The organism is Streptomyces hiroshimensis (assembly GCF_014650335.1).
Classification (GTDB): domain Bacteria; phylum Actinomycetota; class Actinomycetes; order Streptomycetales; family Streptomycetaceae; genus Streptomyces; species Streptomyces hiroshimensis.
The window spans coordinates 65,721-85,983 of sequence record NZ_BMUT01000009.1; the positions used below are offsets into that span (position 1 = coordinate 65,721).

Consider the following 20,263-nt stretch of genomic DNA (forward strand, 5'->3'; position numbering starts at 1 on the left):
TCCCTCGTCATCACGCGGCCGTCCGGACGCCGGTGCGCCCGTGGGTCTCCGCGACATACGCGGCCAGGTGGCCGGCCACGTTCACGCCGTGCTGTGCGGAGGAGCGGGCGAACTCCGGGTTGGCGTTCACTTCCAGGACCATCAGCTCGCCCGTGGAGCGGTCCTCGACCAGGTCGACGCCGTAGAAGCCCTCGCCCAGCGCGTCCACAACCTGTGCACAGCGCTTCTCGATCTCGTCGGTGATCTCGGTCCGCCGGACCTCCGCACCGAGGTGGGTGTTGGTGCGCCAGTCGGTGGAGACCCGTTCGATCGCCACGACCGGGGTCCGTCCCACGACGACGACCCGCAGGTCGTGGCCGGGCTTGTCGATGTACTGCTGGACGAGGACGGGGAACAGCTTCCCGCCGGCGTCGGCGGACTCCCGGCCGCCGACCCAGCCCTCCACGCACGCCTCGTCGGTCAGCTTGGTGACGCCCCGACCCCACGAGCCGCTCACGGGCTTGAGGACGGCCGGGTAGTCCAGGGCGGTGACGGCCTCACGGACCTGGTCGTAGCTGTACGCGTGCAGCGACACCGGGTGGGGGATGTCGTGCCGGGCGAACAGCAGGGCCTGCAGGCCCTTGTCGTTGCAGATCTCGATGGTGGCCGCGCGGTTGAGCGTCGTGACGCCGGTGAACTCCAGGCGCCGGGCGACGCCCATGGCCTCGCGGTGGGACAGGTTCCTGATCAGGGCGAGGCCCGGCGGGGCGGAACGCCCCGCCAGTACCCCCGCGAGATCCGCCGGCAGTGCGGTGCGGACGTCCACGCCCTCGGCGCGCAGCGCCTGCAGGAGCAGCTTCTCGTCCGGCCTCAGCATCGTGACCGACAGCAGGATCTCCAGTGCGTCGGAGCTCACTCGCCCCAGTCCTCCTCGACCTCCGGTGCGAGCTCCACGCGCACGGCGGCGTCGGTCTTCTCGACGACCTCGTGCTCCTGGCCGCAGGCGCCGCACTCGACGATCTCGCCCTTCTCCCAGTCCGCGCCGACCTCGAACGAGGTGTCGCACACCAGGCACTGCGGGCTTTCGATGGCGGTGGTCATGTCCATTCCTTTCGGGTGTCCGGTACTTCCGGTGGGGTGGTGCGCCGCGCGCACGGCCCGGCTCAGGCCGGGTCGACGTGCAGCGTCACCAGGCCGGTGGCCTGCTTGGTCGCGGCCTCGATGTCCGCGTCCAGCGGGGCGTCGAGGATCACGGAGGCCGAGCGGTGCCCGGAGTCGCGCTGGACGCCCAGCACGTCGCCGGGCAGCCGGCCGACCAGGACGCCGCGCGTCCCGGGCCCGTCGCCCTCGGCGACGGGGGTGAACGGCGGCCAGCGGTCGTCGCGGGACGGCCAGGAGACCTCGGCGCCGTCCGCGGTGACGTCGCGCAGGACGCCGTGCGGGTGGTCGAGGAAGTGCTGGCGGGCGCGGCGGCGCGGCGCGGGGTAGGAGGCGGGCTCGCCCAGGGCCAGGTCGAGCATCACGCGCTCCACCGGCTCGCCGGTCGCCAGCTCCCACAGGAACGTGATGGCGTCGCCGGGCAGGCGCGCCGCCACCTCCATGAGGACGACGCGGCCGTCCGGGGTGAGCCGGTACTCGCCGTGGGTGAATCCGTCCCGGACGCCGACGCGGCGCAGGATCTCGGTGTTGGCGGCGATCAGGGCCGCCTCGTCCCCGGCGTCGATCGCCGCGGGGCTGGTGTGGGAGAGCTCGGTGAAGAACGCGCCCTCGTGCTCGTTGGTCTCCTTGCCGGTGACGCCGGACCAGAAGACCTCGCCGTTCTGCACCAGCGCCTCGACCGAGAACTCACGGCCGGTCACGCGGCTCTCCACCAGGGAGATCTCGTCCTCGCCGAACTGTGCGAGGGCCTCGGTCAGTTCGGCCTGGTTCTCCACCTGGCGCACGCCGGAGCTGTAGAACCGGCCGGCCGGCTTGACCACGGAGGGGTAGGCGTCGGCCGGGAGGGCGAACGTCGCCCGCTCGGCGGCCGGCACGACCTCCCAGCGCGGCGAGAACTCCGGCACGGTGGTGCGCTGCAGCAGCTTGTTGCGGCAGATCACGGCGGCGGCCGAGCCGGAGCCGGGCAGCCCCAGGCAGTCGGCGAGCACGCCCACCGGCTCGACGAACACCTCGCCCACGGAGATCACGCCGCGCACGGCGTACCGGCGCAGCAGCGGCTGGACGGCGGGCAGGACGACGGAGATCCGCGCGTCGCCGACCTGGACGACCTCGGCGAGCGCGCTCAGCGTGTGCGAGGGGTCGGCCCGTACGGCGTCGAGCCGCGCGAGGTCGGTGTCGGTGGAGACCACGGCGAGCGGGGCGAGACCGCGGTCGCGGGCCTCCTGGATCAGCCTGCCCTGGCGTGCGAGGACGACCAGGTCGCCCATGAAGAGCACGGCTCCGGGCAGGCCGGAAGCGTCGGAAGGGGTGTCTGTGGACACGGGTGACAACTCTTTCTGTGGAGGAACTCGTGCAGCAGAAAGGTGGGGGGTGACGAAGAGGTGGGAGGGGGCGCCTCAGCAGAAGGGCGCGAACAAGTCGCTTTCGAGCGCCTTCGCGACCGCCGGGGAGATCTCGCCGAGGCTCGTCAGACGGGCGGCGTTGTGCGCCCGGACCTCCTCGTCGCGGCCCTCCAGCGGGCTGTCCTCGGTGAGGTCGAGCAGCCACAGCGGCCGCAGCCGCGCACCGCGCAGCGCCTTCGCGTCCGGCGACTCGATGCCCGGGTGGATCCAGCGCAGCCCGTTCTCCTGCGCGATCCGCACCGAGGCGTAGTAGACGAGGTTGAAGTACTCGGCGGCGCCGCGCACCAGCCGCTCGTAGTCGAAGCCGACGGCGCGGACGTACAGCGTGTCGCCGTGGATGTAGAAGAGGCTGAAGCCCACCGGCCGTTCGCCGGGCCGGGCGCAGAACAGCACCTCGGCGCGCGGGCCCATGGCCACGCTCTGCCGCCGGAAGGACTCGCCGAGCACGTAGAGGTCGTACGGGTGCCCGTAGCGCTTCTGGGTGTCGGCGAGCAGGCCCGCGGCCTCCTCGTAACTCTCCGACAGCGGCACCCGGGTGATCTCGTAGCCGGCCGCGGCGAAGGCCTTGACCTCCTGCTTGACCGAGTCGCGCCGGCCCTTCGAGGGCAGCGTCGCGAGCCACTCCGGCCAGCCGCCCTCGGGCACGGTGACCCAGGCGTCCGTGGTGAGCAGCACCGGAAGGGTGCGGACGCCCGCGGCGCGCAGGGCGAGCGCGTCGCCGGTGGTGACGAACTCCGCGACGCAGGGGACGGGGCCGGACTGCGTACCGGGCAGCAGTTCGGTGCCGGGCAGCGCGGCCGCGAGGCTGCGGACACCGTCCAGCAGGCCCGGCGCGGCCTGCTCGGCCTCGATGCCGTCCTTGGTCAGCAGGCGCGTCTGGTAGCCGCGCCGCTGGCCGACCAGCAGACCGGCCGGGGCCGGGGAGGGCAGGCCGCGCGCGGCGAGCTGCGTGCCCCACTGGTAAAAGGAATTGGATTCCTCCGCTACGGCCGTCACGGGAACCGCGCCCTGTGCCGTGTGGACCGCCCCGGCCGTCACGCTCCCGCCGATATCGTCGGCACAGAAGCGGAGCCAGTCACTCAAAGAGTAGAGACGGTTACCGGCCAGCGAATCCCATTCCTTTTCGGAAAGGCCGCCGGTAGAGTCTGTGAAGGCTGACAGACCGGTCATGCTGCGGCCTCGTCTTCGTTCAGTGGGCGGCCCGATCGGTCCTCGGCCGCTACGCGGGGGGACGTCGGATCAGATGGCTGCACAGAGCTGCGCACTTCCATGAATGGAATGTTTCCGCAGTGCATCGGATACCACCGTTCGGTTCCTGTCGGGGCGAACATCAGCGGAATCATGGATTCCCTTGGCCGTGTGCCGGCCCGGTCTACCGGGGCAGGCTCTGCCAGACGATGTCGTCGGTGGTGTCCTGCTTGGCCGTTACAACGACCTTCTCGCCGACCGCCGTACCCGTGCCGGCCTGAGCCGCGAGCGCGGTCCCCCCGAACGCCCCGACAATGCCGGCCGCGGCAATGAAAGAAGAAATAGCGAACTTGAACTTCATGTGAAATCCCCCCGTTATGCAGTGGCGAGTCAGGCGCCACTTCCCGATGCACATACGGTGCCTCGGGAAGGAGACCGGACGCCATAAGCACCGCATGGCGAGAAGTCGTCAGCGAGTTCTCTCCACCCTCCACCCGGCCGACGAATGAGAAGAAAATGGACAAAATCGCTACGGAGGCCCCGCTCTCGCCTCTCGGTGACCTCCATGTGCTGCTCTACCGCATGGCACTCGAGCACGGACGGCTCCGGCCGAGAGCGGCGGCACTGCACCTGGACGTGCCCGGAGCCGAGGTCTGCGCCGCGGTGGAGGACCTCTCCCGGCTGCACCTGCTCCACCCCACCGAGGACGCTCCGGACGCCGCCCGGCCCGCGGGGGCGCCGGACACCACCTGGCGCGACACCGAATACGCCCCCCGCAGCCCCGACGTCGCGGTCACCCACGTCACCGGGCCGATCGAGGCGCAGATCCAGCAACTGCACCGCGAATCCGAGCGGATGAGCAGCCACGTCATGGCGATGAAGCCCGTCTTCGAGGAGTCCTGGCACGGCCACTTCACCCGGACGCCGATCGAGTACCTGACCCTCCTCGACGCCGTCCGCTCCGCCCTCGAACGCCTCTCCGCCGCCGCCCGGGTGGAAGTCGCCGCGGCCCACCCCGACCTGCCGACCCCCACGACGCTGGAGGAGGGGCTGCAGCGCACCACCGAGGTGATCGACCGCGGCGTGCTCATGCGGACCATCTATCCCCACTCCGTGCTCACCCATGCCTATATGCAGCAGCACCTGAGCAAGATGGTGGCGCTCGGCGCCCAGGTGCGCACCACCGCCCACGTGCCGGACCGGGTCCTGTTCTTCGACGCCACCACCGCCGTCCTCGCCGACCACGGCAGCTCCGCGGACGGCTCCCCCGGCGACGGCAAGGGCGCGCTCGCCGTCCGGGACCCCTCGCTCGTGCGCTTCCTCTACCGGTCCTGGGAGAGCGTGTGGGATTCCGCGCGGCCCTTCACCGGGGCGTCCGACGACGGCTCGGCCAAGGACGAACTGCGCCGCTCCATCCTCGAACTCCTGGAGTCCGGCATGAAGGACGGGATGGCGGCCCGCCGGCTCGCCATGTCCGTCACCACCTACCGGCGTCACGTCACCGAGCTGCTCGCCGAGCTCGGCGCCCAGAGCCGTTTCCAGGCGGGAAGCTATGCCCGCCGCGCCGGTCTGCTGGACGGCTGAGATGGACCGCGCCACCCGGCGCCGCCATGAAAAAATCCCCTCTGCCCTGCGTTTCCGCAGGTCAGAGGGGATTGTCTGTGGAGCCTAGGGGAGTCGAACCCCTGACATCTGCCATGCAAAGACAGCGCTCTACCAACTGAGCTAAGGCCCCGTCGCCGACCAGACTACCCGGTGCCCGGGCTCTTTTCCGACCGGGTATCGCCGGGGCCCAGCACTCTCCGTAGGATGCACCGCAAGATTCGCTGCAGCGAAGCGAAGGGGAGAGCCAGATGGACGCAGCACAGCAGGAAGCCACCGCGCGCGCACGGGAGCTGCAGCGGAGCTGGTACGGAGAGCCTCTGGGGGCGCTCTTCCGCCGTCTCATCGACGACCTCGGCCTCAATCAGGCCCGCCTGGCCTCCGTGCTGGGCCTGTCCGCCCCCATGCTCTCGCAGCTGATGAGCGGCCAGCGCGCGAAGATCGGCAACCCCGCGGTGGTCCAGCGCGTCCAGGCCCTGCAGGAGCTCTCCAGCCAGGTCGCGGACGGCACCGTGAGCGCCGCGGAGGCCGCGGACCGGATGGAGGAGGTCAAGAAGAGCTCGGGCGGCTCCGTCCTCAACTCCACGCAGACGACGGCCAGCAGCGGCGCGCCCACCGTCCGCCGCGTGGTCCGCGAGATCCAGTCCCTGCTGCGCTCCGTGGCCGGCGCCGGCGACATCATCGAAGCCGCGCAGAGCCTCGCCCCCACCCACCCCGAACTGGCCGAATTCCTGCGGGTGTACGGCGCCGGGCGGACCGCCGAGGCGGTCGCGCACTACGAGGCCCACCAGAGCTGACCGCGCGCACGCGATGGGTGAGCTCTTCGCCGGGCGGTACGAGCTGGTGGACCCGATCGGCCGGGGCGGGGTGGGGGCCGTCTGGCGCGCCTGGGACCGCCGCCGGCGCCGCTACGTGGCGGCCAAGGTCCTCCAGCAGAGCGACGCCCACACCCTGCTGAGGTTCGTCCGCGAGCAGGGGTTACGGATCGACCACCCCCATGTGGTCGCACCGATGAGCTGGGCGGCCGACGACGACAAGGTGCTGTTCACCATGGACGTGGTGAGCGGCGGCTCCCTCGCCCATCTCATCGGCGACTACGGCCCCTTGCCGCCGCACTACGCGTGCGTGCTGCTCGACCAGCTGCTGTCCGGCCTCGCGGCGGTGCACGCGGAAGGCGTGGTGCACCGGGACATCAAGCCCGCCAACATCCTGCTGGAGGCCACCGGCACCGGCCGTCCCCACGTACGGCTCTCCGACTTCGGCATCGCCATGCGCAAGGGCGAGCCGCGCCTCACCGACGTCAACTATGTGATGGGCACCCCCGGTTATTTCGCCCCCGAGCAAATGCTGGGCGAAGAGCCCGATTTCCCGGCCGACCTCTACGCGGTCGGCCTGACGGCGCTGTATCTCCTCACGGGCCGCAAGCCCGACGCCGAGGCGCTCGTGGAGCGCTTCACCGAGCACGGCACGCCCGGCGCCCCGGAAGAGGTCCCCGAGCCGCTCTGGCAGGTGATCGCGGGCCTCCTGCAGCCCGAGCCGGGGCTGCGCTTCCGTACCGCCACAGGGGCGCGCAAGGCGCTTGCCGCGGCCGTGGAGATGATGGACGGCCCCACCGCCGGCGAGGAGCCCATCGAGGTCTTCGACCAGCTCGGCCCGCTGCCCGCGGGATTCGGCCCGGAAGGCCCGGCCCACGCGCCCGGCCCGGTGCCCCCGCCCCTGCCGGCCTACCCGCCCCTGCCGCCGTCCCGGCTGCCGGCCGTGCAGACCCCGCTGCAGCATCCGCCGGCGCTGCCCACGCGCGCGTACACGGCGGCACTGCCCTCCCCAGCGCTGCCTTCCACTGCGCTGCCCTCCACTGCGCTGCCGGCCGTACGGCATCGCGCCCGGCAGCCCGGCCCGCCCGCGAAGGTGGCCGTACCGGTGCTGATCGTCGCGCTGCTCTGCCTGGGGATCGGCATCTGGGCGCTCACCGCCGCCTAGATTGCTTTCGCAACCCAATTATTTGCAGTCGAAAACAGCGGAGTGGCCGAAAACAGCCGAAAACAGCAGGGCCCCGGCCGTGTCGGCCGGGGCCCTGCTCAGGACTCGTTTTTGTCTCACACACCCGAACCTGCGGGCACGGAGTCGGTCGCCTCCGTCCACAGGTCCTGCTCGGCGCGATCCGCCTGGATCTGGCGGTACACGAGGAGCCCGCCGATGGCGGCCAGTGCGACCAGGAGGAGCTTCTTCACCGCGCGACCTCGTCTTTCCTTGACGTAAGGGGACCTCTGGTGGCCGATGATACACACCGGCCGATACCGATCGGTGACCTGTGCGGCGTCCGGTCCGCGATCCGGCCGCGGGCCCAACTCCCCGCCCGGCGAAAACAGATCGGCCCGGGCGGAGAAATCTCCGTCCGGGCCGATCGTGCGGTGGGGCTAACAGGACTTGAACCTGTGGCCTCTTCCTTATCAGGGAAGCGCTCTAACCGTCTGAGCTATAGCCCCGCGCGACACCGAAAGATTAGCGCACTCGGGGCCCAGTCCCAAAATCCTGTCGGACCGGGCCCCGGTCCGCCGCTATTCGTCCTCGGCCAGCGTGAGCTCCACGCCGCCCACGAAGCCTGCCGAGAGGTTGTAGATGAAGGACCCCAGCGTGGCCAGCGCGGTGGCCAGCACCACGTTGATCACGGCGATGACCGACGTGAAGAGCAGGGTGTGCGGCAGCGACAGGAACGACTGCAGGTCGAAGCCGCCGCCGTCACTGGAGCTCGTGGCGTCGCTGATCGTGCCGCCCACGGTCGAGAAGACGCCCATGGCGTCCATGACCGCCCACAGCACGGCCGCCGCCACGATCGTGCACACGCCCAGCGCGATCGACAGCAGGAAGCTGACCTTCATCACCGACCACGGATCGGCCTTGGCCACCCGCAGCCGTGCCGTGCGCGTACGCGGCTCCGGACGGGCCGCCGGACGCGGCACGGCACCCGCAGCCCCACCGGGGCGTGCGGCCTCCTGAGGGGCCGCCGGGCGCGGCACGGAGCCCTTGGCCCCACCGGGCTTCCCGGGCTCCTGCGGGGCCGCCTGGGGCGCCTGGGAGCCCTTGGCGGCAGCGCCCTTCTTGAGGGCGCCCGCAGCGGCCTTGGAGCCGTCCTGGCCGGGGATCCGCGGCGGAGCCTTGACGGCGTTCCGCGGATCGGCCGAAGCGGCCTTCGCCGCGTTCTTCGGGGCGGGCCTGCCCCCGTTGCCGCCGGCCTTCGCGCTCTCAGCCTCGTCTGCCACGGATGCAGCCTTCCCGGCCTCGGCGGCCTTCACGTCTGCGGACTGCGCAGCTTCGGAGCTCGTGGTCTTTCCGGCCTTCGCGGCCTTCGCCGCCTTGGCCGGCTTCCCGGCGTCGGCGGAACCGGCGGCCTCATCGGCCCCGGACGCCCCGGCGCCGGCGGAACCGGCCGGCGGCTCGTACGCCTGCGGCGGGTGATACGGCTCCGGCTTGGTGTCCGTCAGCGTCCCCGCCCGGGAGTCGGCGTCCGCGCCGGAGCCACGGGCGCCGGCCTCATCGGTAGCAGGTGCGGCGGTAGTGCTGCGCTCGGCACCTGCACCGCTTGCCGCGGCGCCCGTGGCTCGACTCACGACTTACTCCTCGATGTTCCCTGCCGGGGCGGATGCGCCCTCGGCACCCTCAGCTCCGTCGCCCTCGACTGCATCGGCCGGCTCATCGACCTCTTCAGCCTCGCGACCGGCTTCGGCGTTCCGTGCGATGCCCACAACGGCATCGCGCTTGCCCAAGTTGATCAGCTGGACGCCCATGGTGTCACGGCCCGTCTCCCTGACCTCGCTGACCCGTGTACGGATCACGCCGCCGCCGAGCGTAATGGCAAGGATCTCGTCGGTCTCCTCGACCACCAGCGCACCGACCAGCGAGCCACGATCCTCCACGATCTTGGCCGCCTTGATACCGAGGCCGCCGCGGCCCTGAACGCGGTACTCGTCCACGTTCGACCGCTTCGCGTAACCGCCGTCGGTGGCGGTGAAGACGAACGTCCCCGGGCGCACGACGCTCATCGAGAGCAGCTCGTCGCCCTCGCGGAAGCTCATGCCCTTGACGCCGGAGGTGGCCCGGCCCATCGGGCGGAGGGCTTCATCCGTAGCGGTGAAGCGGATCGACTGCGCCTTCTTGCTGATCAGCAGCAGGTCGTCCGCGGCGGAGACCAGCTCGGCACCGATCAGCTCGTCCTCGCCGCCGCTCTCCGTCTCGCGCAGGTTGATGGCGATGACGCCGCCGGAGCGCGGGGAGTCGTAGTCCTTGAGCGGGGTCTTCTTCACCAGGCCCGACTTGGTGGCGAGCACCAGGTACGGCGCGACGTCGTAGTCGCGGACGGCGAGGATCTGGGCGATCTTCTCGTCCGGCTGGAAGGCCAGCAGGTTGGCCACGTGCTGGCCGCGGGCGTCACGGCCGGCGTCCGGCAGCTCGTAGGCCTTGGCGCGGTAGACCCGGCCCTTGTTGGTGAAGAACAGCAGCCAGTGGTGGGTGGTGGAGACGAAGAAGTGGTCGACGATGTCGTCTTCCTTGAGCTTCGTGCCCCGCACGCCCTTGCCGCCGCGCTTCTGCGAGCGGTAGTCGTCGGTCTTGGTGCGCTTCACATAGCCGCCACGGCTGATCGTGACGACGATGTCCTCCTCGGCGATCAGGTCCTCGATGGACATGTCACCGTCGAAGGGCACCAGCGCCGAGCGCCGGTCCTCGCCGAACTTCTCGACGATCGCGGTCAGTTCCTCGCTGATGATCTGACGCTGACGCTCGGGCGAGGCGAGGATCGCGTTGTACTCGTTGATCTTCGCCTGGAGCTCGTCGTGCTCCGCCACGATCTTCTGGCGCTCCAGGGCGGCCAGCCGGCGCAGCTGCATCTCCAGGATCGCGTTGGCCTGGATCTCGTCGATCTGCAGCAGGCCCATCAGGCCCTCGCGGGCGACGTCGACGGTCTCGCTGCGCCGGATGAGCGCGATGACCTCGTCGATGGCGTCGAGCGCCTTGAGCAGACCGCGCAGGATGTGGGCGCGCTCCTCGGCCTTGCGCAGCCGGAAGCGGGTGCGCCGGACGATGACCTCGATCTGGTGCGTCACCCAGTTGCGGATGAACGCGTCGAGGGAGAGGGTGCGCGGCACGCCGTCGACCAGCGCCAGCATGTTGGCGCCGAAGTTCGTCTGCAGGTCGGTGTGCTTGTAGAGGTTGTTCAGCACGACCTTGGCGACGGCGTCCCGCTTGAGGACGATCACCAGGCGCTGGCCCGTACGGGACGAGGTCTCGTCGCGGACGTCGGCGATGCCGCCGATCCTGCCGTCCTTCACGAGGTCGGCGATCTTCTGCGCGAGGTTGTCCGGGTTGGTCTGGTAGGGGAGCTCGGTGACCACCAGGCACTGGCGGTTCTGGATCTCCTCGACCTCGACCACGGCGCGCATGGTGATCGAGCCGCGGCCGGTGCGGTAGGCCTCCTCGATGCCCTTGCGGCCCACCACGAGGGCGCCGGTCGGGAAGTCGGGGCCCTTGATGCGCTCGACGAGGGCGTCGAGCAGCTCCTCCGGCGTGGCCTCCGGGTTGGCCAGGTACCACTGGGCACCCTCGGCCACCTCGCGCAGGTTGTGCGGCGGGATGTTGGTGGCCATGCCGACGGCGATGCCGGCGGAGCCGTTGACCAGCAGGTTGGGGAAGCGCGACGGCAGGACCGTCGGCTCCTGGTTGCGGCCGTCGTAGTTGTCCTGGAAGTCGACGGTCTCCTCGTCGATGTCCCGGACCATCTCCATGGACAGCGGCGCCATCTTGCACTCGGTGTAGCGCATGGCGGCGGCCGGGTCGTTGCCCGGGGAACCGAAGTTGCCGTTGGAGTCCACCAGCGGCATCCGCATGGCCCAGGGCTGGGCGAGGCGGACCAGGGCGTCGTAGATGGAGGCGTCGCCGTGCGGGTGGTACGTACCCATGACGTCACCGACGACGCGGGCGCACTTGTAGAAGCCCTTCTCGGGCCGGTAGCCGCCGTCGTACATCGCGTAGAGCACGCGGCGGTGCACCGGCTTGAGGCCGTCGCGCACGTCGGGCAGGGCACGCGAGACGATGACGGACATCGCGTAGTCGAGGTAGGAGCGCTGCATCTCCGTCTCGAGCCCGACGGGCTCGACGCGCATGCCCACGCCCTCCAGCGGGGCGGGAGCGCCCTCGGGGGTCACCTCGGGCACGGGGGCGGTGGGGGTCTCAGGGGTTTCGTCGGCCATGGGTGTTCAAAGTCCTTTCGCGCTGCGGCTGTCTCGGGGTGGGCCGACAGGCTCAGATGTCGAGGAAGCGGACGTCCTTGGCGTTGCGCTGGATGAAGGAGCGCCGGGCCTCGACGTCCTCGCCCATGAGCACCGAGAACAGGTCGTCCGCCTGCGCGGCGTCGTCCAGGGTGACCTGGCCGAGGACGCGGTGGTCGACGTCCATCGTGGTCACGCGCAGCTCCTCGGCGTTCATCTCACCGAGACCCTTGAAGCGCTGGACCGAGTCGTCCTTGATCCGCTTGCCGTTCTCGCGGCCGAGCTGGATCAGGGCGTCGCGCTCGCGGTCGGAGTAGGCGTACTCGAAGTCGTCCCGGCCCCACTTGATCTTGTAGAGCGGGGGACGGGAGAGGTAGACGTGACCGGCCTCGACCAGCGGACGCATAAAGCGGAAGAGGAAGGTGAGCAGCAGGGTGTTGATGTGCTGACCGTCGACGTCGGCGTCCGCCATCAGGATGATCTTGTGATAGCGGAGCTTCGCGATGTCGAAGTCCTCGTGCACGCCGGTGCCGAAGGCGGAGATCAGCGCCTGGATCTCCTGGTTCTGCAGGATCTTGTCGATCCGGGCCTTCTCGACGTTGAGGATCTTGCCGCGGATCGGGAGGATCGCCTGGTACTGCGGGTTCCGGCCGGACTTGGCCGAGCCGCCGGCGGAGTCACCCTCGACGATGAAGATCTCGCACTTGGCCGGCTCGTTCGACTGGCAGTCCGAGAGCTTGCCCGGCAGCGACGCCGTCTCCAGCAGGCCCTTGCGGCGCGTGAGGTCACGGGCCTTGCGGGCCGCGACGCGCGCGGTGGCGGCCTGGATGGACTTGCGGATGATGTCCGCGGCCTCGTTGGGGTTGCGGTCCAGCCAGTCCGTCAGCTGCTCGTGGACGACCTTCTGCACGAAGGTCTTGGCCTCGGTGTTGCCCAGCTTGGTCTTGGTCTGGCCCTCGAACTGCGGCTCGCCCAGCTTGACGGAGATGATCGCCGTCAGACCCTCGCGGATGTCGTCGCCCGTGAGGTTGTCGTCCTTCTCGCGGAGCAGCTTCTTGTCGCGCGCGTAGCGGTTGATCAGACCGGTGAGCGCCGCGCGGAAGCCTTCCTCGTGCGTACCGCCCTCGTGGGTGTGGATGGTGTTGGCGAAGCTGTAGACACCCTCGCTGTACTGGGTGTTCCACTGCATCGCGACCTCGAGCGAGAGCATCCGCTCCTTGTCCTCGGCCTCGAAGTCGATCACCGTGGGGTGAATGACCTCGCCCTTGCGCGAGTTCAGGTAGCGGACGAAGTCGGAGATGCCGCCCTCGTAGTGGTAGCGGACGGTGAGGGGCTTGCCCTCCTCGTCCACGTGGGCCGGGCGCTCGTCCGTCAGCGAGATGGTGAGGCCCTTGTTGAGGAACGCCATCTCCTGGAAGCGCCGCGAGAGCGTCTCGAAGGAGTACTCGGTGGTCTCGAAGATGTCGCCGTCGGCCCAGAAGGTGACCGAGGTGCCGTGCTCGTCGGTCGCCTCGTTCTGCTGCAGCGGGGCGGTCGGGACGCCGAGCTTGTAGTCCTGCGTCCAGCGGTAGCCGTCGGTCTTGACCTCGACCGCGACGCGCGTCGACAGGGCGTTGACGACCGAGACGCCGACACCGTGCAGACCACCGGAGACGGCGTAGCCGCCGCCGCCGAACTTGCCGCCCGCGTGCAGGACGGTCAGCACGACCTCGACGGCGGGCTTGCCCTCGGAGGGGACGATGCCGACCGGGATGCCACGGCCGTTGTCCACGACGCGCACGCCGCCGTCGGAGAGGATCGTGACGTCGATGGTGTCCGCGTGGCCCGCGAGGGCCTCGTCGACGGAGTTGTCCACGACCTCGTAGACGAGGTGGTGCAGGCCGCGCTCACCGGTCGAGCCGATGTACATACCGGGCCGCTTGCGGACGGCGTCCAGACCCTCCAGGACGGTGATCGCACTGGCGTCGTACGACGCGGATGCGCCCCCCGCGGGTACGGCCTCGGCCGTACCGTCCGTGGAAGGGGTGGTGTTCTCGTTGGGGTTGCCGGAATCGGCCACGAAGCGCCCTTTCTGGCACAGCACAGGCCATCCCCGACTGCGGCGGGGAGACCCCACCCGAGGCAGGCAGGAGCGGCTGCGTCGTTCTGCGTTGGTCGACGAGTCCCGCAAGCCGGCGGGATTGGCACCAGTCTACCGGTAGCGCTGACATGAATGGGGGTTTGGCGGTGCCTGAGCCTTCACGTGCCGCCCTGAACCGGCATCAGCCGACTCCCTATATGTGGCCCCGGGCTCCAAGAGGCTCACAGCGGCACTCAGCGCTTCGGGCTGTCAACCGCCCGCTACCGTGAGCGGGGTCTCAGCGCCGGCCCCCGCTGTCCCGGGAGTCCACCCGCGTCATCCCGCGCCACTTCGGTCACCCGTAGGTGTCGCCCGGGCCCGTGCTGCCGGGGGCGCGCAGCGAGCCGTAGCGGCGGCCCGGTCCGCCCGGACCGAGCACCTTGATCGTCCGAACGGTGCCGTGCCCGAGGTCGTCGTTCAGCCGGGCCACCAGCTGGGGCGCCAGCAGCCGCAGCTGGGTCGCCCACGCCGTCGAGTCGCACTGGACGGTCAGGACGTGGGAGTCCTCGTCGAAGTTCTGCGGCGCGCAGTGCAGGGCCAGGGTGTCCCCCACGATCTGCGGCCAGCGGCCCATCACCCCGCCCACCGCCGCGGGCTTCTCCCAGCCCCGCTCGGTGATCAGCCTGTTGATGGCGGCGCCCAGCGGCAGCGGGTCCCGGCCGTCGGCGCGCGCGCCGGAGCGCAGCACCCCGCCGCGGCGGACGTGCTTCTTCTGCTGGGCCGCCGCGCCCCGCGCCTTCGCCTGCTCCTTGGCGGCGCGCAGCGCGACCCGCGCCAGGTCCACCCCGGACGGCTCGGGCGTCTTCGGCTGCTCGGAAGGCGTGCTCATACGCGCTCGACCCTGCCTTCGGAGACCGCGTACCGGGCGCCGGTGAGGATCTCCGGCACGTCGTCGTCCACGGCGGCGGTCACCAGGACCTGCTCGCCGTGGGCGACCAGCTCCGCCAGCCGCTCGCGGCGCCGGGCGTCCAGTTCGGCGAAGACGTCGTCCAGGACGAGCACCGGCTCGTTGCCCTCGGAGCGCAGCAGCTCGTACGAGGCCAGGCGCAGCGCCAGCGCGTACGACCAGGACTCGCCGTGGCTCGCGTACCCCTTCGCCGGAAGCCGGCCGAGCTTGAGGAGGAGGTCGTCGCGGTGCGGGCCGATCAGCGTCACGCCCCGCTCGATCTCCTGCTTGCGGGCCTCGGCGAGCGCCGCCAGCAGCGCCTCGCAGAGCTCCTCGCGGCTGCGCGCGCCCTCGATCGCGGCCGGGCCGCGGTACTCGAAGGACACCGGGCCGCCGCCGGGCGCCAGCTGTTCGTAGGCCTTGTCGGCCAGCGGCCGCAGCTCGTCGATCAGGTTCAGCCGCTGGGCCAGCAGCTCTGCTCCGGCGCGGGCCAGGTGCTGGTCCCAGATGTCGAGCGTGGAGAGGTCGAGGCCGCGGCCGCCGTGGCGGCGGGCCATGGCGGCGCTCTTGAGGAGAGTGTTGCGCTGCTTGAGGACGCGCTCGTAGTCGGAGCGGACGCCCGCCATGCGCGGGGAGCGCGCGGTGATCAGCTCGTCGAGGAAGCGGCGGCGCTCGCCGGGGTCGCCCTTGACCAGGGCCAGGTCCTCCGGGGCGAACAGCACCGTCCGTACGATGCCGAGCACGTCCCGCGGCCTGACCTGGGACGACCGGTTGATCCGAGCGCGGTTGGCCTTGCCGGGGTTGAGCTCCAGCTCTATCAGCTGCTGCCGCTCGCCCTGGACGACGGCGGCGCGCACGACGGCGCGGTCGGCGCCCATCCGGACCAGGGGGGCGTCCGAGGAGACCCGGTGGCTGCCGAGGGTGGCCAGATAGCCGATCGCCTCGACGAGATTGGTCTTGCCCTGGCCGTTGGGTCCCACGAACGCCGTGACGCCCGGGTCGAGCGGGACCTCGACCCGGGCGTACGAGCGGAAGTCGGCCAGCGACAGATGCGAGACATGCATGGTGCGCCGACCTCTTCCGCTGTGTACTGCTCGTCCTGCTGGTGATGCTGTTACTGCTGTGGTGCTTGGTGCTGCTGCTTCGGTACTACTTGCTCTCGACGGCGTGGCCGCCGAACTGGTTGCGCAGCGCGGCGATCATCTTCATCTGCGGGGAGTCGTCCTGGCGGGACGCGAAGCGGGCGAAGAGCGACGCGGTGATCGCGGGCAGCGGCACGGCGTTGTCGATCGCGGCCTCGACCGTCCAGCGGCCCTCGCCGGAGTCGGCCGCGTAACCGCGCAGCTTGTCGAGGTGCTCGTCCTGGTCGAGGGCGTTGACCGCGAGGTCCAGCAGCCAGGAGCGGATGACCGTGCCCTCCTGCCAGCTGCGGAAGACCTCGCGCACGTCCGTGACGGAGTCGACCTTCTCCAGCAGCTCCCAGCCCTCGGCGTAGGCCTGCATCATGGCGTACTCGATGCCGTTGTGGACCATCTTCGCGAAGTGGCCGGCGCCGACCTTGCCCGCGTGCACGGAGCCGAAGTCACCCTCGGGCTTGAGCGCGTCGAAGACGGGCTGGACGCGGGCGACGTTCGCGGCGTCGCCGCCGTACATCAGCGCGTAGCCGTTCTCCAGGCCCCAGACGCCGCCGGAGACGCCGCAGTCGACGAAGCCGATGCCCTTGGCGCCCAGCTCCTCGGCGTGCTTCTCGTCGTCCGTCCAGCGGGAGTTGCCGCCGTCGACGACGACGTCACCCGGGGAGAGCAGCTCGCCGAGCTCGTCGATGGTGGCCTGCGTCGCCGCGCCGGCCGGGACCATGACCCATACGACGCGCGGCCCCTGGAGGGAGTCCACCAGCTCCTTGAGGCTGCTGACATCCGCGAGGTCCGGGTTGCGGTCGTATCCGATGACGGTGTGGCCTGCGCGGCGGATGCGCTCGCGCATGTTGCCGCCCATCTTGCCGAGACCGACGAGACCGAGCTCCATGGGTGATCCTCTATGCCTTGAGTGGGTTCGTACCTGGGTCCGAGCCTACGCCTGGTAACGGATGCACACCTGGAGGGCTGTAGCGCTCAAACGGGCCGGGCCGCGCCCCATGAGGGCCGCAAGCGTGTACATCTGCGGCTCCGCCGGGCGGGCGCGACCGGCCACAGCGGGCTCGCAGCCGGAAGAGACCGGCTGTGAGCCCTCCGCCGTCATCCTCAGCCGGACAGGCGAACCGGCATGATCAGGTACTTGTACGCGTCGTCCGCCTCGGCGTCGAGCGCGGGCTTGCCGCTCAGCAGCGCCGGCTTCGTCGACGTCGTGAAGGACAGCTGGGCGACCGGCGAGTCGATCGCCGACAGGCCCTCCAGCAGGAAGCCGGGGTTGAAGGCGATCGAGATGTCGTCACCCTCGAGCGCGGCGTCCACCCGCTCCACAGCCTGTGCATCGTCGCTGGAGCCGGCCTCCAGGATCAGCACGCCCTGCTCGAAGCTCAGCCGCACCGGGGTGTTCCGCTCGGCGACGAGCGCCACGCGCTTGACGGCCTCGACGAACGGGGCGGTCTCGATCACGGCGACGGAGTTGAACTCGGTCGGGAAGAGCGTGCGGTACTTCGGCAGGTCGCCTTCGAGCAGCCGCGTGGTGGTGCGGCGGCCGGCGCCCTCGAAGCCGATCAGGCCCTCGCCCTTGCCGGAGCCGGCCAGGGCGATCGAGACGGAGTCGCCGCCGCTGAGGGACTTGGCGGTGTCCAGCAGGGTCTTGGCGGGGACCAGGGCGACCGCGGAGATGTCCGGCGTCTCGGGCTTCCACATGAACTCGCGGACCGCGAAGCGGTAGCGGTCGGTGGAGGCCAGGGTGACGGTGTCGCCCTCGATCTCGATGCGGACACCGGTGAGCACCGGCAGGGTGTCGTCACGGCCGGCGGCGATGGCGACCTGGGCGGCAGCGGCGGCGAAGACCTCGGCCGGGACGGTGCCCGTGGCCGTGGGCATCTGGGGCAGGGCCGGGTATTCCTCCACAGGCAGGGTGTGGAGTGTGAATCGCGAGGAGCCGCAGACCACGGTGACACGCACACCGTCGGTGGAGATTTCCACAGGCCTGTTGGGAAGTGCGCGGCAGATGTCGGCCAGGAGGCGGCCGGAGACGAGGACGGTGCCGTCCTCCTCCACATCGGCGTCGACCGAGACGCGGGCCGAGACCTCGTAGTCGAAGCCGGAGAGGCTCAGGGAGCCTTCCTCGGCCTTCAGCAGAAGGCCCGCGAGGACGGGCACCGGCGGACGGGCCGGGAGGCTGCGGGCCGCCCAGGCCACTGCCTCCGCGAGTACATCGCGCTCCACCCGGATCTTCACCGGAAACCGCCTCCTGCTTGTTGCTGGCTCGCCCTGCTGGCGTCTTCGTCGGCTGCTTGCCGGAGACCAGTCTGACGCACACCGCTGACAGCTGGTGCGTCTCGGGGTCAAGTCGGGTCGGAGGGCGTGGCGCGGCCCGCAGCCGAGTTGTGCACAGGACCCACTTCGAAACGAGTTCCCCGCTTGATCTCTGTGGTCGTAGTAGTAGGGCCTGTGGAAACGGTGGACAACCGTCTTTGCCCAGGTCAACGCCAGTTTTTTGTCCACCGGGCCTGTGGGTGGGGGCGGTGGATAAGCGGGGTGTTCTGTGGACCGCGGAAAGTTCTGCACAACCGGTGCACAGGCAGGGGGTACTTCTCCCCAGGGCTGTCCCCAGCTTTACCCAGGTTCCCCACAGCCCAATCCGGCACCTTGGTGTGACGCCTTTCACTCGGTGCGGTGAGCTCGGGCGTTTCGTTGCCGAACAGTGGACAGGGGTGTGGAAAGGCTGTGTACAACATCCACTCGCCTGTGGGTCGCCGGTGGACAACGGTCATGCCGCCTTGTGGGTGAATCCGTCGTCCACAGGCTGTGGAATCCCGTCGGCCACAAATCCACACGCCCCTGACCTCGCCTGATGGGCTATCAACAGCCTCCTCTGTGGACAGCGTCTGGACAACTTCACAGTCCCCAGCGTGTGGACAGCCGGTCGGCAAGGAATCTGTGGAGAACCCCGGGTACGGCGGACGGATTCGAACAGAGCGGTCCACGGCTGTGGACGCCCGGCCGTCCGGAGGCGGCCCAGGAACGCCCTCGGAACGCCTCCGGGTCGCCTCCGGGACCGCGAAAAGGGCGCTCCGGGAAGCGTCCCGAAGCGCCCTCAGGCGGTCCTCGCGGCTCTCGTGAGCCGTCCTCAGCCGTTCTTGATGCGGTTCGTCAGCTCGGTCACCTGGTTGTAGATGGAGCGCCGCTCGGCCATCAGCGCACGGATCTTGCGGTCCGCGTGCATCACCGTCGTGTGGTCGCGGCCGCCGAACTGTGCACCGATCTTCGGCAGCGACAGGTCCGTGAGCTCGCGGCAGAGGTACATCGCGATCTGGCGCGCCGTCACCAGCACCCGGCTGCGCGAGGCCCCGCACAGGTCCTCGACGGTGTGCCCGAAGTAGTCCGCCGTCGCCGCCATGATGGCCGGCGCCGTGATCTCCGGCGAGGCGTCCTCGCCGCCCGGGATCAGGTCCTTGAGGACGATCTCGGTCAGGCCCAGGTCGACGGGCTGGCGGTTCAGGCTCGCGAAGGCCGTCACCCGGATCAGCGCCCCCTCCAGCTCGCGGATGTTGCGCGAGATGCGGGAGGCGATGAACTCCAGGACCTCCGGCGGGGCGTTGAGCTGCTCCTGCACCGCCTTCTTGCGCAGGATCGCGATCCGGGTCTCCAGCTCCGGCGGCTGGACGTCCGTGATCAGGCCCCACTCGAAGCGGTTGCGCAGCCGGTCCTCCAGGGTCACCAGCTGCTTGGGCGGCCGGTCCGAGGACAGCACGATCTGCTTGTTGGCGTTGTGGAGCGTGTTGAAGGTGTGGAAGAACTCCTCCTGCGTCGACTCCTTGCTCGCCAGGAACTGGATGTCGTCGACCAGCAGGATGTCCATGTCGCGATAGCGCTTGCGGAACGCGTCCGCCTTGCCGTCGCGGATGGAGTTGATGAACTCGTTGGTGAACTCCTCGGAGCTCACATAGCGCACGCGCGTGCCCGGGTAGAGGCTGCGCGCGTAGTGCCCGATGGCATGCAGCAGGTGGGTCTTCCCCAGGCCCGACTCGCCGTAGATGAAGAGGGGGTTGTACGCCTTCGCCGGCGCCTCGGCCACCGCGACCGCGGCGGCGTGCGCGAAGCGGTTGGACGCGCCGATGACGAAGGTGTCGAAGAGGTACTTGGGGTTCAGCCGGGCGGTCGGCTCGCCGGGGCCCGAGGCCGGGGCGGGCTTGGCCGCGAGCGGGCCGGGGGCGCCGCCGGCCGGGGGCCGCTCGCCGCCGCGGTCACCGCCGCGCGGGTGGCTCTCGGGCAGATCGCGGCGCTGCTGCTCGTACGGCATGCGCTCGGGCGGCTGCGGCCGGTAGCCGGACGTCTGCTCGTACGAGCCCTGCTGGTCGTACGGCCCCTGCTGCTCGTAGGAGCCGGCGGAGTGCTGCGAGGCGTACGGATCGCGTTCGCCCTCGGCGAAACCACCGAGGCGCTGCTGCTGCCAGCTGTAGTCGTTCCTGTCGCCTCGGTCACCGCGATCGCCTCGGTCACCGCGATCGCCGCGATCGCCGCGATCACCACGG

16 protein-coding genes, 2 tRNA genes and 1 pseudogene are annotated in these 20,263 nt (G+C 70.3%); 3 read left to right on the top strand and 16 right to left on the bottom strand.

What is annotated here, in order from left to right:
* Positions 1-10: 10 nt before the first annotated feature.
* From IE241_RS20655 to IE241_RS20675, 5 genes are all read right to left on the bottom strand, one after another.
* Entirely contained in the window at positions 11-895 is an 885-nt protein-coding gene (locus IE241_RS20655) for a RimK family alpha-L-glutamate ligase (RefSeq protein ID WP_229899561.1), read from the bottom strand.
* Positions 892-1,080: a lysine biosynthesis protein LysW gene (locus IE241_RS20660; RefSeq protein WP_190023290.1), complete on the bottom strand. Its 189-nt coding sequence runs from the start codon at positions 1,078-1,080 to the stop codon at positions 892-894. The genes IE241_RS20655 and IE241_RS20660 overlap by 4 nt, the downstream gene beginning before the upstream one ends.
* Before the next feature lie 62 nt (positions 1,081-1,142).
* The gene (locus IE241_RS20665; RefSeq protein ID WP_229899563.1) at positions 1,143-2,459 is read right to left on the bottom strand and encodes an ATP-grasp domain-containing protein; all 1,317 of its coding nucleotides are present in this window, start codon (positions 2,457-2,459) and stop codon (positions 1,143-1,145) included.
* A 75-nt stretch (positions 2,460-2,534) separates the two neighbouring features.
* A complete protein-coding gene (locus IE241_RS20670; RefSeq protein WP_229899565.1) occupies positions 2,535-3,536 on the bottom strand; it encodes a GNAT family N-acetyltransferase in 1,002 nt (333 codons plus the stop codon).
* A 376-nt stretch (positions 3,537-3,912) separates the two neighbouring features.
* Positions 3,913-4,089, bottom strand: coding sequence for a hypothetical protein (locus IE241_RS20675; RefSeq protein ID WP_190023292.1), 177 nt, complete (start codon positions 4,087-4,089; stop codon positions 3,913-3,915).
* 155 nt (positions 4,090-4,244) lie between these two features.
* Between IE241_RS20675 and IE241_RS20680 the strand changes: the two genes are divergently transcribed.
* Positions 4,245-5,312, top strand: coding sequence for a helix-turn-helix transcriptional regulator (locus tag IE241_RS20680; RefSeq protein WP_190023293.1), 1,068 nt, complete (start codon positions 4,245-4,247; stop codon positions 5,310-5,312).
* Positions 5,313-5,390: 78 nt separating this feature from the next.
* Here IE241_RS20680 and IE241_RS20685 read toward each other — a convergent pair.
* A tRNA-Ala gene (locus IE241_RS20685) sits at positions 5,391-5,463 on the bottom strand.
* 118 nt (positions 5,464-5,581) lie between these two features.
* Between IE241_RS20685 and IE241_RS20690 the strand changes: the two genes are divergently transcribed.
* Both IE241_RS20690 and IE241_RS20695 read left to right on the top strand, forming a co-directional pair.
* Positions 5,582-6,127: a helix-turn-helix domain-containing protein gene (locus IE241_RS20690; RefSeq protein ID WP_058045309.1), complete on the top strand. Its 546-nt coding sequence runs from the start codon at positions 5,582-5,584 to the stop codon at positions 6,125-6,127.
* 13 nt (positions 6,128-6,140) lie between these two features.
* The gene (locus tag IE241_RS20695; protein ID WP_190023294.1) at positions 6,141-7,310 is read left to right on the top strand and encodes a serine/threonine-protein kinase; all 1,170 of its coding nucleotides are present in this window, start codon (positions 6,141-6,143) and stop codon (positions 7,308-7,310) included.
* Positions 7,311-7,426: 116 nt separating this feature from the next.
* On the opposite strand, the gene IE241_RS20700 is transcribed toward IE241_RS20695, so the two are convergent.
* The 10 genes and pseudogenes from IE241_RS20700 to dnaA form a co-directional block, all read right to left on the bottom strand.
* The gene (locus IE241_RS20700) at positions 7,427-7,561 is read right to left on the bottom strand and encodes a DLW-39 family protein (protein ID WP_003958712.1); all 135 of its coding nucleotides are present in this window, start codon (positions 7,559-7,561) and stop codon (positions 7,427-7,429) included.
* A 181-nt stretch (positions 7,562-7,742) separates the two neighbouring features.
* Positions 7,743-7,816 (bottom strand) — tRNA-Ile (locus tag IE241_RS20705).
* A 72-nt stretch (positions 7,817-7,888) separates the two neighbouring features.
* Complete coding sequence (locus tag IE241_RS20710; protein WP_444545152.1) at positions 7,889-8,473, bottom strand: DUF3566 domain-containing protein; 585 nt, start codon at positions 8,471-8,473, stop codon at positions 7,889-7,891.
* A 468-nt stretch (positions 8,474-8,941) separates the two neighbouring features.
* The gene (gene gyrA, locus IE241_RS20715; protein WP_190023295.1) at positions 8,942-11,572 is read right to left on the bottom strand and encodes a DNA gyrase subunit A; all 2,631 of its coding nucleotides are present in this window, start codon (positions 11,570-11,572) and stop codon (positions 8,942-8,944) included.
* Between the two features lie 52 nt (positions 11,573-11,624).
* Complete coding sequence (gene gyrB, locus IE241_RS20720; protein WP_190023296.1) at positions 11,625-13,673, bottom strand: DNA topoisomerase (ATP-hydrolyzing) subunit B; 2,049 nt, start codon at positions 13,671-13,673, stop codon at positions 11,625-11,627.
* 331 nt (positions 13,674-14,004) lie between these two features.
* The gene (locus tag IE241_RS20725; RefSeq protein ID WP_190023297.1) at positions 14,005-14,538 is read right to left on the bottom strand and encodes a DciA family protein; all 534 of its coding nucleotides are present in this window, start codon (positions 14,536-14,538) and stop codon (positions 14,005-14,007) included.
* The gene (recF, locus tag IE241_RS20730) at positions 14,535-15,659 is read right to left on the bottom strand and encodes a DNA replication/repair protein RecF (RefSeq protein WP_190023298.1); all 1,125 of its coding nucleotides are present in this window, start codon (positions 15,657-15,659) and stop codon (positions 14,535-14,537) included. The genes IE241_RS20725 and recF overlap by 4 nt, the downstream gene beginning before the upstream one ends.
* An 85-nt stretch (positions 15,660-15,744) precedes the next feature.
* On the bottom strand, positions 15,745-16,620 hold the full coding sequence (gene gnd, locus IE241_RS20735) for a phosphogluconate dehydrogenase (NAD(+)-dependent, decarboxylating) (protein ID WP_179081729.1): 876 nt from the start codon (positions 16,618-16,620) through the stop codon (positions 15,745-15,747).
* A gap of 215 nt (positions 16,621-16,835) precedes the next feature.
* Complete coding sequence (gene dnaN / locus IE241_RS20740; RefSeq protein WP_168097023.1) at positions 16,836-17,966, bottom strand: DNA polymerase III subunit beta; 1,131 nt, start codon at positions 17,964-17,966, stop codon at positions 16,836-16,838.
* A gap of 892 nt (positions 17,967-18,858) precedes the next feature.
* Positions 18,859-20,202: pseudogene (dnaA, locus tag IE241_RS20745) on the bottom strand (chromosomal replication initiator protein DnaA); the annotation flags it as partial.
* Between the last annotated feature and the right edge of the window lie 61 nt (positions 20,203-20,263).